Origin of the sequence: Pseudescherichia sp. (assembly GCF_031979925.1) — a bacterium.
Classification (GTDB): Bacteria; Pseudomonadota; Gammaproteobacteria; order Enterobacterales; family Enterobacteriaceae; genus Pseudescherichia.
In genome coordinates, this window is record NZ_DALZFB010000002.1 from 234,903 (window position 1) to 249,467 (window position 14,565).

Consider the following 14,565-nt stretch of genomic DNA (forward strand, 5'->3'; position numbering starts at 1 on the left):
TTTTCCACCAGACTCAAATAATGAGGGAAACGAGGCATGAAGAGACAAAAACGAGATCGCCTGGAACGGGCACATCAACGTGGTTACCAGGCCGGCATTGCCGGACGCTCAAAAGAGTTGTGTCCTTACCAGACGCTGAATCAGAGGTCATACTGGCTTGGAGGCTGGCGAGAAGCCATGGAGGACAGGGTAGTTATTGCCTGATTCTGTCTCTTTAAATGAAACCTCCGCCTTGCGGAGGTTTCGCCTGTCAGGGGGATCAGAACGCGGAGGTGTCCTTGAACAGACCCACTTTCAGATCGGTTGCGGTGTAGATCTGACGACCGTCAACCAGCACTTCACCATCCGCGATGCCCATGATCAGCTTACGGTTGATGACGCGTTTGAAGTGAATGCGGTAGGTAACTTTCTGCGCATTCGGTAAAATCTGGCCAGCCAGTTTCACTTCGCCTACGCCGAGCGCGCGGCCTTTACCTTCGCCACCGAGCCAGCCGAGGTAAAAACCAACCAGCTGCCACATCGCATCGAGGCCCAGGCAGCCAGGCATTACCGGATCGCCAATGAAGTGGCAACCGAAGAACCACAGATCCGGGTTGATATCCAGTTCTGCTTCAACATAGCCTTTATCGAAATTGCCGCCCGTCTCGCTCATTGTGATCACACGATCCATCATCAGCATGTTTCCTGCTGGCAACGGTGGACCATTTTCGCCAAACAGTTCACCACGACCAGAGGCAATGAGGTCTTCTTTCGTATAAGAGGTTTTGCGTTTATCTACCATGTTCTCAGTAAGCCTTATTTTAGTGAAGCACGCAGGATAGCTAACACGTGTACGCTGAACAACTCCGATCAGTTGGCTGAAAACCAGCTGAGCCAGCGCAGCGGCCACGGGTAACGATGACGTGCTTCCTGCTGCGTCGCCAGCGTAATACGTTCCTGAATGGTCTGGATCAAGGTCGTTTGCCCTTCGCCATCCCACACCAGGTCTGTTAGTAAGGGTAGTGCATCGGTCACGTCATCAATGGCCCAGATAGAAAATTGTTCTGCCTGTACTGCGTCCAACAGATCCTGGTGCAGACAGAGGTGGCGCACGTTAGCGGCGGGAACAATCACGCCCTGCTTGCCGGTCAGGCCCCGGTGCTGGCAAATGGCGAAGAAGCCTTCGATCTTCTCGTTCAGGCCGCCCACCGGCTGCGCCCGACCAAACTGATCCACCGAGCCGGTAATGGCAATATGCTGATGCAGGGGGACATCCGCCAGGGCGCTGATCAGCGCGCACAGCTCCGCCATCGAGGCGCTGTCGCCGTCTACTTCGCTGTAGGATTGCTCAAAGGTCAGCGACGCCGTAAACGGCATCTGCTGCTCCAGCTCCAGTTCGGCCATCAGGAAGGACTGCATGATCATCATGCCCTTCGCGTGGATGTTGCCTCCCAGCTCGGCTTTTCGCTCAATGTCGTGAAACTCACCGTCGCCGATATGGACCACGCAGCTAATGCGTGATGGTTCGCCATAGGGGCGGGGATGACCAGGAAACTCAACCACCGACAGAGCGTTAATCTGGCCAACGCGCTCGCCTTCGGTTTCAATGAGAATTTGCTCGAGCAGGATCTCATCCAGCATACGCTCTGGCAGGTAGCCTTCGCGCCATTCGCGCTGGGTCAGCATGGTCTGCAACTGCTCCGCGTCAAAGGTGCTCTCTTCGGTGAAGGCGGAGACCTCGCGCAGCTGGCGGCCCAGCCACAGCGGGCAGAGGGGCAGCGTCTCCTGATCGTCGGTATAGCGTACTGCGGCGCGGATCAGCACCGGCCACGCATCGTCAGCAGGCACAGGCAATCCGGCCTGCTCGGCGTTCAGGATCACCCACTGACGCCAGGTGGCCAGCGCCTCTGCGTCGGTAATCTGGATAGTCTCTTCATACTCGCTGTAGATAGACTGGGCAGCAAGATCCGGCTCCATCTCCTGGAACTCCGCCAGCGACTCGCGCTCGCCTACCAGAATAACCTTCAGCGTCAGCGGCATAGCCGGCACGCTAACGGGCAGGGGACGAGACTCGTCAAAGGAGACCCAATCGAAGCGCTGGCGGGTGACTATCGATTTCAGGCGCATCCAGAGCAGCGGCTGGCTCAGCAGGGTGCGCAAAGATACGACCAGCACGCCGCCGTTGGCCTGATGCACCAGCCCTGGCTCAAGAGCGATCTCATTATTGAACTGGCGCAGGCAACCGAATAGCTGCTCGGCTTCTACCCAGTCGGCAATCACTACGTCGCTCTGCCCGGCAAAGTTCGCCTGCGCGCTGGTGGCAGGCTTTACGCTCACCGTGCGGCCAGCAACGCTGTACTCAACGCCAACAACCGGCGACGTCGCGGGCTGGAGTTCACGGGCAGCGGCGGCGATCAGGGCCAGATACTCCGGCTCCTCCGGCGCTTTAGCCAGTAAAAAGCGTGAAGAGGCAGACGGATGCAGCAACTGCTCCAGCGCGTATTGCAAACGAGGTTGCGTGTCACCAAGAGAAAGCTCAGACTCAAGGTCAACGTCAGACGGTGTAAACACCTCCTGATAGCTATCGGTATCAGGAACAAGGTCTTGCCAGGCTAGTTTAGTAATGGTCAAAGTCGAGGTTTTATCATCAGCTGTAAAGGGCGAAATTATAGCGTAAGCGGCAATTCAGCACACGCGGAATAGATGCTTTTACCGCTATCCGGGTACCGCTCAGCTCACAGGATGTGATTTCTTTTCAGCAGATTGGCAAAAAACTGATATTCTGAACTAAGTTACACGGTAACACTGAGATCGCAATGAAATATCAACAACTGGAAAATCTTGAAAGCGGCTGGAAATGGAAGTACCTGGTGAAAAAGCACCGTGAAGGTGAACTCATCACGCGCTATTTAGAAACCAGTGCGGCTAAAGAGGCTGTCGATTTATTGCTGAAGCTCGAATACGAACCGGTTCGCGTCAACGACTGGATTGCGCAGCATATGAATGCCGCGTTAATGAACCGCATGAAGCAGACCATCCGCGCCCGGCGTAAGCGACACTTCAATGCCGAGCACCAGCACACGCGTAAAAAATCTATCGATCTGGAGTTTATGGTCTGGCAGCGTCTGGCGGGACTTGCCCAGCGGCGAGGGAAAACCCTGTCGGAGACTATTGTGCAGCTGATTGAAGATGCCGAGCATAAAGAGAAGTATGCCAGTCAGATGAGCACCCTGAAGCAGGATCTGCAGGCGCTGCTGGGCAAAGAGTAACGCATCACTCAGCGCTTCAGCAGAGAGCAGGCAATAAAAAACCCCGCATGGCGGGGTTTTTTTATAGGACGTGAACTTAAGCCTGCGGCTGAGTTACAACGTCTTTGATGCCTTTAACTTCGATCTCTACGCGACGATCCGGTGCCAGGCAGTCGATCAGTGCAGCGCGAGCTTTCACGTTGTCACAGGTGTTGCCGGTAACCGGGTTAGACTCGCCCATACCACGTGCGGAGATCTTGTTGGACGGGATACCTTTAGAGATCAGGTAGTCAACAACAGACTGAGCACGTTTCTCGGACAGACCCTGGTTGTAAGCGTCAGAACCGATACGGTCGGTGAAGCCCAGAACAACAACGGAACCGTCTTTCGGATCCAGGTTGCTCAGCTGGGTGTACATCTGATCCAGAGCCTGCTGGCCTTCTGGTTTCAGAGTCGCTTTGTTGAAGTTGAACAGTACGTCAGACTTCAGAGTGAAGTGCTTGGTAGAAACCTGCGGAGCCGGAGCCGGAGCCGGTGCAACAACCGGAGCTACGTCTTCCTGCTGGCCGAAGCGGTAGGAAACACCTACGCTCAGCATACCGTTGTCCTGACGGGTGCCCAGAGTTTTAGCATCGCCAATGTTGTTAACCCACTGGTATTCCAGACGGGTAGCGATGTCACGGGTCATTGCCCACTCTACGCCACCAGCGAATACTGGGGAAACACCGGTATCGTGGTCTTTGAAGGATGCGCCAGTGCCAGGAACCTGAGCTTTAGCATCAGCACGCCATACCATACCACCCAGGCGGGTGTAGATATCAACGTCGTCAGTGATTGGGTAGCCCAGTTTAGCGGTCAGCTGAACGCCCTGAGATTTGAAAGCACCGTTTACGTTGTCGCCTTTGTACGGCTCACGACCTAACCAGTCATAGCCCAGTTCGAAACCAACGTACGGGTTAACCTGGTAGCCGCCGTATGCGCCAGCGCCCAGCTGGTCTTCACGAGTCGGGCCATCATTAGGAATGAAGCCGTTGTCGTGGTACTGGGACCAGCCCAGTTTAGCACCAGTGTACCAGGTATTATCTTTCGGAGCGGCCTGCGCTACGGTAGCGAAGCCAGCCAGTGCCACTGCAATCGCGATAGCTGTCTTTTTCATTTTTGCGCCTCGTTATCATCCAAAAATCGCCATGAAATTCTCGCCAGAGAAAACACGGTTAAATCCTTCACCGGGGGCATTGCTCAATATTAACTCTACCGATATCTTCGGCTTATGCCGAGCACCCCTGGCGATGTAAAGTCTACAACGTAGTTGGAAACTTACAAGTGTGAACTCCGTCAGGCATATGAAAAAAAAAGAGTTGTAGACACAATATTTAACATTTATGACGATAAATTCGCCATCGGAATATCGCAGTTACCGCGCCAGACAGGCTTCGCGAGAGAATTTAGCTTAATGACCAATAGCCTGGAATCGGCACAAAATAGATCCCAGGAATTATCTTAAATTTACTTAATGAAACAAATTCGAATGAATTTTTAAGCCGGATGGCTGTCCTGAAGCCTGAGGATCGAAACGAACCGGCCGCATAATAAAGCCCATTGCATTCCCTTCCTGGGCCGCTTCAACGAGGCGGCGATGCTCATCTTCCGACAGCTCCTGTGCATGCCAGCCGATCACCACGCTGTAGTTACCCGTCTGTAATGCTTTGATCATGGAATCCAGCGTACTATCCGGCGAGAGCTGGCTGATGTGCATCAGTTTGCTTAGGGGCAGGCCTGCGGACTGTACCCATGCCCGACTCAACTTCTGCTGCGGCGTCAGCCAGAGCTGCCAGCGAGACTGCTGGCTAAGCTGCTGTAACAAGGGAAGCAGCAGCAGCTGCGTCATCATCGGCTGGTCTTCACGGTAGACCACCTCACTGATAAGGCCGGTGGCCGCAGCAGGCGTATTAACCTGTGCGCGGTTACCTGCGAAAGAAGCGTATTGAGATGAGCGATTAGCATAGCCTGAAGTGTACATAGTCATTCCAGCCCTGAGGGTTACTGTATATCTATACAGTACCCCCTGGGCGTTTAAAGATCAACCTCATTTTCTGAAAGCGTCTCGCAAATATGACCCGATCGTGCGGTGAGAAGAAAAATCATCTTGCTGATGCCGGGCAACTTCCCTATGTTCCTTTTTAACGGATGGCTTAATAAATAGAAGATATTTACGCCTTGATTTTAAAGGAATAATTATGAAAAACGTATCGTATCAAAGGATCTATCAATCTCGGGAATATCTTTCGCCGCTGGGGCATATTCACCATCGTGCACTCTTTGGTGGTTACAGCCTCGCCATAGAGGATACCGTCTTTGCAATGGTTGCCGAAGGGGCGCTCTACCTGCGCGCCTGTGAAGAGAGCGCCGCCTATTGTGTCAACACCCAGGCTCCTTTTCTCACCTTTGTGAAGCGGGGCAGGCCGGTGCTGCTCAACTACTATCGGGTCGATGATCGCCTGTGGCAGGATCGTGAAACGCTACTGACGCTGGGCAACTACTCCCTGGCGGCAGCGCGGCGCGAGAAGGTTGCGAGATACGCGCAAAAGCGGCTCAGGGATCTGCCCAACCTCAATTTTCAGCTGGAGACGCTGCTGTGGGAGGCGGGCGTTAAGGATGAACACAGCCTGAAGCTGCTGGGCGCAAAGGCGTGCTGGCTGAGGTTAAAGGAGCGCAGCCCGCTGTTGAGCATCAGGGTGCTGTTTGCGCTGGAAGGGGCTATCGCTGGTTTGCATGAGGCGGCGCTCCCGGCAGATACGCGCCGGGAGCTGACCCTCTGGTTCAAAGAGCTGCAGGCAGAGAGCAGCTTGAATCAGCGGGGAACGTGATGTTGCAGCTGGCAGATCTCCGGCAGCAGGCCAATCAGCAGGCCTATCTGCTGCAGAACCAGCGGGGCCTTGCTGTTTGGATCGGGTTCAAGCTGGCGAATACGCTCTGAGAGCGCCGCAAGCTGCTGCCCAACCCGCACTTCATCGGCAGGCTGATGGTGCAGGGCATCATCGACATAACAGACGGCATCATCCAGCAGCTGCAAAATTTCCGGCTGCTGGAGCTGCTCCCGGTGTGCCCCCAGCGTGGAGATATAGCTGGTAAAGGTGTGGTTCAGGCAGAGCAAGCGGAAAGCGACGTCGCGCATCGCCGGCGTGGCGTCCGGCTCGGTGGACATATTTGATACGACCGATGCCAGCTCCGCATCGCCGTTGTGGGCGTAGCGCCGGGCAATACGATACGCCAGACGGTTATCGCGCCCCTGGTGATACTGCTCCAGAATGGCATCCAGATAGCGACAGTTAGCCTCCAGCGCACGTTCCAGCACCCGCGGGAGGTTGCGAAAGCGCCAGTCAGGCCAGATAAAGCTCACCGCCGCCCAGGCGATGGCGCAGCCGATCAGCGTATCGATAATACGCGGGATGGCCACCTCAAAGCCCTCACCGAGCAGGTTGAAGCAGAGCAGCACCAGTAGGGTGATGAACATCGTGGCGTGGGCGTACTGCACATTGCGGAAGGCGAAAAAGAGCACCCCGGCAATGACAATCAGCACCAGTTGCCCCTCCAGCGAAGGGACAAACAGCAGGATGGGCAGCCCCACCGCCACCCCGACCAGCGTGCCGATAATACGCAGCGTCAGCCGGTGCCGGGTCGCGTTATAGTTTGGCTGGCAGACAAACAGGCTGGTCAGCAGGATCCAGTAGCCGTGCTGTAGCCCGGTGAGCTGAATAAAGGCGTAGCCCAGGCAGAGCACCACTGACATTCTCACCGCATGGCGGAACAGGGCCGATTCTGGCGTCAGGTTGCGCCTCAGACGCTGCCAGATATCGTCCAGGCCGGTCAGGCTGTCATCGGCGAGTTCATTCTCGGTGCTCTGCGGCTGCTGCATCAACGCCTGTTCAGATTCGATGGTGGCCAGCTGGGCGTCAATAGCCCGCAGGTTATCGCGCACAAAGCTCAGCGCCTCTATGGAGTCAATAGAGATGCCCTGGGCGCGGGCGTGCTCAAGCGCCGCATCAAGATGGGTAAAGGCACGCTCAAACTGCGGGTCGTGCTGATAGGGCTCACGCAGCAGAATAGCTCGAGAGAGGCGGGCGCAGGCCTGCGCCTGCATTGAGAGCATCCGCTGAAAACGAAACATCAGGGCGCTGTGGCGAAAGCGTTCGCGCAGGGCGTGGTACTGGATATGCGACGAGCTGGCGCGCTCGTGAATATCCTGGGCAACGAAATAGTAGTGCAGCGTGCGCCGGGTGCCGCGCTGGCCGCGATCCCCCCGCAGCCTCGTCAGCAGCGAGGCTTTGGTCTGGTTGAGCGTGGTCACCAGCTGGCCATTGGCCTGGGCCAGATCGTAGAGCGGGGCTTCGCTCTCACTCTCATCATCATAATCCGGATCGAAGAGGCGTGATTTTTGCTCCAGATAGTTCGCCAGCTGCCCATAGCAGCGGGAGAGGTTGTCCTGGAGAGGGCGCACCGGAAACACCAGATGCCCCACCAGCGTCAGCAGGCTGAACCACACCGCCCCCGCGAGCAGCAGCAGCGGCTGCTGGTACCACTGCTCAAAGAGCGAGATCCCCAGCATGGTGTAGATAGCGATCAGCAGCGCGCCAAAGGCGATGGTGGCATAGCGCTGCCCGAGACCACCCAGCAAGATAAACCCGCAGGTAGAGACGATAAGCCCGAAGGCAAACAGCCACGGCCAGGGAAAGAGCAGCTCCACCGAAGCCGAGGCAATAAAGAACGAGATGAGGGTAATGACCAGGTTGCGCAGCCGTCCGGTTAGCCTGTCATCCAGATCGGCCAGCGCGGCAGCCACCACGCCCAGGGTCAGCGGGATCGTGAGCTTCACCTCGCCTAGCCACCAGGGCAGGGCAACCGTGCCGCTCAGGGCGATAAAAATCCTGACGTTATAGAGCCAGGCACTGTTCCATGTGTAACGGCGAAGCAGGGGGCTTAACATGAGTTACGCATCCTTTCTGATTAAAACCGCGCCCGGGCGTTAGCTTCACGGGCAGCCTGTGCCGTCTCAACCGACACGACCCGCCGTCCAACCGGCCACAGGGCAATAGCGGCGATTTTAAAGTTGGCGATGCCCACCGGAATGCCGATGATGGTCAGACACTGGGTGATGCCGGCCAGAATATGCATTACGCATAGCCACCAGCCGAAGAGCACCAGCCAGAAAATGTTTAGCAGCGTGCCGCCGGTGTTCAACAATACGTTACGGCGGGACGGATCAAGCTCATCAACGTGCACGGCCTCGTTGCCGTAAGGCACCAGCGACAGTTTGGTAATCTCCCAGCATGAGCGGGTCAGCGGCAGGGTAAAGATAAAGACGATGCTCATCACCGTTGCCAGGATCCAGGCCAGCGTTGTGGCGAAGCCGCCCAGGAAGAAGTTAAGAATATTCAGTACAGTACGCATAAATCCTCGGAGTTATCTGCCAAACGAGAAAGGCCCGCTAAGTGTAACGTCTTTTTACGCTGGAGCGTGAATTCTCTGGCGGGTACACTGACGGCAACGTTATGACCAGAGAAACGGCACATCATGGAACTGAAAGCGACTTCACTCGGAAAACGTCTGGCCCAGCACCCCTATGACCGGGCTGTCATGCTCCACGCAGGCATAAAGGTTTCCGGCGATCGCCATGAGTATCTTATTCCCTATAATCAACTTTTGGCGATTGTCTGCAAACGCGGGCTGGTCTGGGGCGAGCTGGAGTTCGTGCTATCAGATGCCAAAGTCGTGCGCCTGCACGGCACCGAGTGGGCGCAGACCCAGCAGTTCTACCAGCATCTCAATGCCCACTGGCAGGCATGGAGCAGCCAGATGAGCGAGGTCGCCGCGGGCGTATTGCAGGAGACGGTGGAGACCCTCTCCAGCGGCATGAAGGCCAGCCGGTGGCTCACCCGGCAGCAGACTACGGGCCTGCAGGATCGGATCCGTAACGCCTTTGCGGCGCTGCCATTGCCGCTGGCCCGTCTCGAGGAGTTCGATAACTGCCGCGAGGCGTGGCGGCAGTGTCAGGGCTGGCTGGTGGACGTCGAGGCCAGCCGGGCAGCGCATAACCGGGAGTACACCCGCAAGATGCTGGTGCAGTACGCGCCGTTTTTTGCCAGCGTCGAATCCTCACCGCTTAACCCGGCCCAGGCGGAGGCAGTGGTAAACGGCGAGCAGTCGCTGCTGGTACTCGCCGGGGCGGGAAGCGGCAAGACCTCGGTGCTGGTCGCCCGCGCGGGCTGGCTGCTAATGCGTGGTGAAGCGGCAGCGGATCAGATCCTGCTTCTGGCCTTTGGCCGGAAAGCGGCTGATGAGATGGACGATCGTATCCGCGAGCGTCTGAACACTGATGAGATTGCCGCCCAGACCTTTCATGCCCTGGCGCTCGCCATCATTCAGCACGGCAGCAAAAAGGTGCCCACCGTCAGCGCGTTGGAGAGCGATACCGATGCCCGTCAGGCCCTGTTTATTGAGGCCTGGCAGCAGCAGTGCAGCGAGAAAAAAGCCCAGGCGAAAGGCTGGCGGCAGTGGCTGGAAGAGGAGCTGGAGTGGGAGGTGTGCGAAGGCAATTTCTGGGACGATAAAGCACTACAGCGTCGCCTCGCCGGACGCCTCGATCGCTGGGTTAGCCTGATGCGCATGCACGGCGGCGCGCAGGCGGAGATGATCGCCAGCGCACCGGAGGAGGTGCGTAACCTGTTCTCAAAGCGGGTGAAGCTGATGGCTCCGCTGCTCAAGGCGTGGAAAACGGCGCTCAAGGCGGAAAATGCCGTCGACTTCTCCGGGCTGATCCATCAGGCGATCAACATCCTTGAGAAGGGGCGTTTTATCAGCCCCTGGAAGCATATTCTGGTGGATGAGTTCCAGGATATCTCTCCCCAGCGTGCAGCGCTACTGGCGGCGCTGCGCAAGCACAACTCAAACACTACGCTCTTTGCCGTCGGCGATGACTGGCAGGCGATCTATCGCTTCAGCGGGGCGCAGCTCTCTCTGACCACCGCGTTTCATCACTACTTTGGCGAGGGTGAAAGCTGCGTGCTGGATACCACCTACCGCTTTACCCACCGTATCGGCGACGTAGCCAACCGCTTTATCCAGCAGAACCCGCACCAGCTCAGAAAGCCGCTCAATAGCCTGGCGGCAGGGGAGAAGAATGCGGTGACGCTGCTGGCTGAGGATCGGCTCGACGCTCTGCTGGATAAGCTCAGCGGCTACGCAAAGCCTGACGAGCGGATCCTGCTGCTGGCGCGCTATCACTATCTCAAGCCAGCGGTGCTGGAGAAGGCCGCAACCCGCTGGCCACAGCTGACGCTCGACTTTATGACCATCCACGCCAGCAAGGGGCAGCAGGCGGACTATGTCATCGTGCTGGGGTTGCAGGAGGGTAAAGAGGGCTTTCCGGCCCCGGCGCGGGAGTCCATTATGGAGCAGGCGCTGCTGCCCGCACCGGAGGATTTCCCGGACGCCGAAGAGCGTCGTCTGCTCTACGTGGCCCTGACCCGCGCCCGCAAGCGCGTCTGGCTGCTGTTCAGTAAAGACGCGCCGTCGCCGTTTGTGGAAGATTTGAAGCAGTTAGGGGTGACCGTAGTGCGCAAACCATGATGTTGCCCGGCGGCGCTGTGCTTGCACGGGCCTACAAAACCCCGTAGGCCGGGTAAGCGTATGCGCCACCCGGCGATAGATTATTTGAGGCGATCGGCAAGGTAGCGCTGATAGTCCGGGATTTGTATATCAAAGCTTTCGCCGAAATGCGCCGACTCAATGATAAAGTCCGCGGTAGAGACGTTGGTCGCCACCGGGATATTCCACACCGTGGCCAGGCGCAGCAGGGCTTTCACGTCCGGATCGTGCGGCACGGCGTTGAGCGGATCCCAGAAGAAGATCAGCACGTCGATTTTGCTCTCAGAGATTAACGCACCCACCTGCTGGTCGCCGCCCATCGGTCCGCTCAGCATGGCGTTTACCGGCAGGCCGGTGGCGCGCTGGATCAGGTTACCCGTTGTGCCGGTGGCATACAGCTCGTGCTGGGCCAGCAGCGCGTGATGGCGCTCGACCCAGTTCATTAGCATTGTTTTGCAGTGATCGTGAGCCACCAGCGCAATGTGTTTCCGCGCCGGAAGCGTACGTGTCGTCAGTTCCATAGTCCGTTTCCATTATTGAATTTTGCTACAGATTACTGGAAGCGTTTGATGCTGCAAGAGAAAGGCGTAAAAAAAGCGCGGCTGGAAAAGGGAATGTGATTTATCGCACTCTCAGGAGGGGGGCTGTAGCTTTACCCACTCCATAAAGCGGCTGCGGGTTTGCGTATCGGCCTGCTGATACCAGTACTTCAGCCGCTGCTCGGTCAGATCCTGCGACGGTGGCACGTCCAGCTCCGATACGCTCGAGAGCAGGGTGCTATCATCCGCCATTTTATTGGCAAACTGCGGCAGTGAAGCATGATGCCCCTGTTTGTTATAGCGTTCGGTATCCCGCTCATAGTCGATCCCCTCCGGCGTCTGCGTGACCGGCAGAATATCCACCCTGGCGGGAATAGGCACCGCGTGCCCATCTAATAGCGAAATTTGCGGCGCGGCGTCAAACATCTCCGACTCTCGCTGCGTCTCCAGCCGGGGCAGCGTCACGTTAACAAGGTTAATGGAGCGGGTGTTAAAGCTGACGATCAGCGGCGGGGAGATCCACACTCGCTGCTCACGGTTGGTCATACGGATGCTTTTCTCTACACGGAACACCAGCTGGTGCGGGCCGTTCTCCAGCTCAATACTCCCCGCACCGCGCAATAGCGAGCTGGAGACCTTTTTACCGTCGAGGATCAGCAGATCGATCTCCGTTGCCAGGCGCAGGGTCGTTGCGAAAGCGGTAACCGGCATTAAGCAGACAATCAGTGCGGTGGCAAAGCCGGCTTTCATAAAATCTCCGCTGTTTTTGAGGGGTTAAAAGCGTGTCTGAACATGTCAAAAAGTATGTTTAGTAACATATAGAGTTATGCCTCTTATTACCCTCATGCAGAGGTATGGGATAGATGGTCGACCGTCCCGGTTTGGCATACACTTGAGAAAAAAGCCTGGAGATGATTATGAAAGAGACCGATATTGCTGGCATTCTGAAATCAACCCACACCATTGCGTTGGTGGGCGCAAGCGACAAGCCCGATCGACCCAGCTACCGGGTAATGAAATACCTGCTCGATCAGGGTTATCACGTGATCCCGGTGTCGCCGAAGGTGGCGGGGAAGACGCTGCTGGGCCAGCAGGGCTACGCGACGCTGGCTGAAATTCCTGAGAAGGTCGATATGGTTGACGTGTTCCGCCAGTCGGAGGCGGCCTGGGGGGTAGCGCAGGAGGCTATCGCTATCGGGGCGCAAACGCTGTGGTTACAGCTGGGCGTCATCAACGAGCAGGCTGCGGTACTGGCGCGTGATGCGGGGCTAAACGTGGTGATGGATCGCTGCCCGGCAATTGAGATCCCACGCCTGGGCCTCAGTCGCTAATGGCAGGCCATTAAAAAAACAGACCCCGCTCTGGCGGGGTCTTGTCAGTTGCGCAGCCGGGGGGCCTGAAGCTGTTTGCGGATAGAGCGCGCCAGCTCATCCATCGAGGGCTGTTCCGGATGCTCCTCCTGCACTTCGCTGCTAAGCTGAGCTTCGGCCAGGTAGGTGTGCACCGGCTGTCCGTCATCATCTTCCATCACGACGTGATACCACGGGGCGACGCGCAGATCCGGGTTAACGGCCAGCTCGTCAGCTGAGGGTTCGTCAAGGGAGTATTCCGGGTCGATATCCACTACCACGCCCAAAAATCCCAGCAGAGAGTGGCGCACCTGCTGGCCAATGCCGTATTTGCTGGCAATCATAGTCACCTCCAGGAAACAGTTCTTATCCCCAATATGGGGATAAGGTTCCAGAATTCAAGCTACATGACGCGACAGGCAAACCCTTTAAGATACAGTCCTTCCGGGTAGGGAGCGATCACCGGGTGATCGGCGGCCTGACGGAACTGCTCTATAAATTGTACATCACGACCCGCATCTATTGCGGCATCAGCGATGATTTTCTGAAATAAATCGGTGGTCATCAGGCCAGAGCAGGAGAAGGTCAGCAGCACGCCGCCAGGGTTCAACAGCTGGATCGCCAGCATATTGATATCCTTATAGCCACGGCAGGCCCCCATCAGCTGGCTTTTGTTCTCCACAAACTTCGGCGGATCCATCACAATCACGTCAAACTTCTCGCCGCTATCACGATACTTACGCAGCAGTTTGAAGACGTCATCGCGCACGAATTCCGCTTTGCTCAGATCGAGCTGGTTCAGCTCGACGTTCTGCTTCGCCACGTCCAGCGCTTCCTGGGAGGTATCGACGCTCACGACCTGAGCGCAGCCGCCCATTAGCGCGGAGACCGCAAAGCCACCGGTGTAGGAGAAGCAGTTCAGCACGCGCTTATCCGCAACGTACTGGCGGGTCGCCAGGCGGCTGTCGCGCTGGTCGAGGTAGTAGCCGGTCTTATGTCCGGCCTGGATATCCACCAGCAGCTTCATGCCGTTCTCTTCGATCGGCAGCAGCGGCGGCGGCAGCTCACCGCTCACCGGCCCCTGGGTCAGCTCCATACCCTCTTTTTTACGCACCGCGACGTCGCTGCGATCGTAAATTGCGCACTCAGGGTAGCGCTCCTGCAGAGCCGCTACCAGCGCCGGGCGCTGATACTCTGCGCCTGCGCTCAGCAGCTGCAGCACCAGGAAGTTGCCGAAGCGGTCGATAGTCACGCCGGGCAGACCGTCAGACTCACCGGCGATCAGGCGATAGCTGTCGAGGCCATCGCGCTTCGCCAGCCAGTCGCGCCACTGCTGGGCCTGGGTCAGGCGGCGGCTGAAGAAAGCGATATCCACGCTTTCGTTTTTATCGAACGTCCAGACGCGAGCACGGATCTGCGAAGCAGGGGAGTATGCGCCGCGGGCTAACCATTTTCCCTGATGGTCAACAATATCAACGGTTTCACCGAGGCTGGCTTTGCCTTCCATGCGGGCAACCGCACCAGAGAAGACCCAGGGATGACGGCGCAGCAACGACTTCTCGCGCCCTTTGGCTAACACTAAACGTACGCTCATAATAAATTGTATTGTCTTTATGAAGAAAATGGCCGCCATTTTCCTGGGTTAGAGCAGGAAAAGCAATTCAGCAATCGGCAGGTAAAAAAAAGCCAGTACCATCAAGGTACTGGCAAGACAGACAGGCAATGAGAGTTAATACTTTTAGTCTGGTACAGCAAAGCGAAGCGGTATGTAGGGAAAAATCTGAGAGTAGCGTTGCGGAGTGACAC

Annotated in this window: 15 protein-coding genes; 5 read left to right on the forward strand and 10 right to left on the reverse strand. The window is 57.0% G+C overall.

Annotated elements, in window-relative coordinates; translation table 11 throughout:
* Positions 1–36: 36 nt before the first annotated feature.
* Positions 37–204: a ribosome modulation factor gene (rmf, locus tag RTM13_RS04435; protein ID WP_072015258.1), complete on the forward strand. Its 168-nt coding sequence runs from the start codon at positions 37–39 to the stop codon at positions 202–204.
* A 55-nt stretch (positions 205–259) separates the two neighbouring features.
* On the opposite strand, the gene fabA is transcribed toward rmf, so the two are convergent.
* The gene (gene fabA, locus RTM13_RS04440) at positions 260–781 is read right to left on the reverse strand and encodes a bifunctional 3-hydroxydecanoyl-ACP dehydratase/trans-2-decenoyl-ACP isomerase (RefSeq protein ID WP_312210457.1); all 522 of its coding nucleotides are present in this window, start codon (positions 779–781) and stop codon (positions 260–262) included.
* A 68-nt stretch (positions 782–849) separates the two neighbouring features.
* The gene (locus tag RTM13_RS04445; protein WP_312210459.1) at positions 850–2,610 is read right to left on the reverse strand and encodes a Lon protease family protein; all 1,761 of its coding nucleotides are present in this window, start codon (positions 2,608–2,610) and stop codon (positions 850–852) included.
* A 185-nt stretch (positions 2,611–2,795) separates the two neighbouring features.
* Here RTM13_RS04445 and matP point away from each other — a divergent pair, with 185 nt between their 5' ends.
* Complete coding sequence (gene matP, locus RTM13_RS04450) at positions 2,796–3,248, forward strand: macrodomain Ter protein MatP (RefSeq protein WP_312210461.1); 453 nt, start codon at positions 2,796–2,798, stop codon at positions 3,246–3,248.
* A 76-nt stretch (positions 3,249–3,324) separates the two neighbouring features.
* Here matP and ompA read toward each other — a convergent pair whose 3' ends face one another.
* Positions 3,325–4,383 carry a porin OmpA gene (gene ompA / locus RTM13_RS04455; protein WP_268108475.1) on the reverse strand — a complete coding sequence of 353 codons (1,059 nt, stop codon included), beginning with the start codon at positions 4,381–4,383 and terminating at the stop codon, positions 3,325–3,327.
* Positions 4,384–4,737: 354 nt separating this feature from the next.
* Positions 4,738–5,247: an SOS-induced cell division inhibitor SulA gene (gene sulA / locus RTM13_RS04460; protein ID WP_312210465.1), complete on the reverse strand. Its 510-nt coding sequence runs from the start codon at positions 5,245–5,247 to the stop codon at positions 4,738–4,740.
* A 217-nt stretch (positions 5,248–5,464) separates the two neighbouring features.
* On the opposite strand from sulA, the gene RTM13_RS04465 reads away from it, so the two are divergent.
* Positions 5,465–6,094, forward strand: coding sequence for a TfoX/Sxy family DNA transformation protein (locus RTM13_RS04465; RefSeq protein WP_312210467.1), 630 nt, complete (start codon positions 5,465–5,467; stop codon positions 6,092–6,094).
* Here the strand turns inward: RTM13_RS04465 and yccS are convergent.
* A complete protein-coding gene (yccS, locus tag RTM13_RS04470; RefSeq protein WP_312210469.1) occupies positions 6,079–8,211 on the reverse strand; it encodes a YccS family putative transporter in 2,133 nt (710 codons plus the stop codon). The genes RTM13_RS04465 and yccS overlap by 16 nt on opposite strands.
* A gap of 20 nt (positions 8,212–8,231) precedes the next feature.
* Positions 8,232–8,675 carry a YccF domain-containing protein gene (locus RTM13_RS04475; RefSeq protein ID WP_312210470.1) on the reverse strand — a complete coding sequence of 148 codons (444 nt, stop codon included), beginning with the start codon at positions 8,673–8,675 and terminating at the stop codon, positions 8,232–8,234.
* A gap of 123 nt (positions 8,676–8,798) precedes the next feature.
* Between RTM13_RS04475 and helD the strand changes: the two genes are divergently transcribed.
* Positions 8,799–10,853, forward strand: a complete 2,055-nt coding sequence (helD, locus tag RTM13_RS04480; RefSeq protein WP_312210472.1) for a DNA helicase IV — start codon at positions 8,799–8,801, stop codon at positions 10,851–10,853.
* Positions 10,854–10,933: 80 nt separating this feature from the next.
* Here helD and mgsA read toward each other — a convergent pair whose 3' ends face one another.
* Both mgsA and csgI read right to left on the reverse strand, forming a co-directional pair.
* Complete coding sequence (gene mgsA, locus RTM13_RS04485) at positions 10,934–11,392, reverse strand: methylglyoxal synthase (protein WP_042392495.1); 459 nt, start codon at positions 11,390–11,392, stop codon at positions 10,934–10,936.
* 111 nt (positions 11,393–11,503) lie between these two features.
* Positions 11,504–12,160: a curli synthesis inhibitor gene (gene csgI / locus RTM13_RS04490; RefSeq protein ID WP_312210474.1), complete on the reverse strand. Its 657-nt coding sequence runs from the start codon at positions 12,158–12,160 to the stop codon at positions 11,504–11,506.
* A gap of 167 nt (positions 12,161–12,327) precedes the next feature.
* Here csgI and RTM13_RS04495 point away from each other — a divergent pair, with 167 nt between their 5' ends.
* A complete protein-coding gene (locus tag RTM13_RS04495; RefSeq protein ID WP_312210476.1) occupies positions 12,328–12,741 on the forward strand; it encodes a CoA-binding protein in 414 nt (137 codons plus the stop codon).
* Between the two features lie 44 nt (positions 12,742–12,785).
* Here the strand turns inward: RTM13_RS04495 and hspQ are convergent, their stop codons facing one another.
* Both hspQ and rlmI read right to left on the reverse strand, forming a co-directional pair.
* Positions 12,786–13,103: a heat shock protein HspQ gene (gene hspQ, locus RTM13_RS04500; RefSeq protein ID WP_312210478.1), complete on the reverse strand. Its 318-nt coding sequence runs from the start codon at positions 13,101–13,103 to the stop codon at positions 12,786–12,788.
* A gap of 59 nt (positions 13,104–13,162) precedes the next feature.
* Positions 13,163–14,353 (reverse strand): 23S rRNA (cytosine(1962)-C(5))-methyltransferase RlmI, encoded by a 1,191-nt coding sequence (rlmI, locus tag RTM13_RS04505; protein ID WP_312210480.1) that lies wholly within the window; start codon positions 14,351–14,353, stop codon positions 13,163–13,165.
* Positions 14,354–14,565 lie beyond the last annotated feature (212 nt).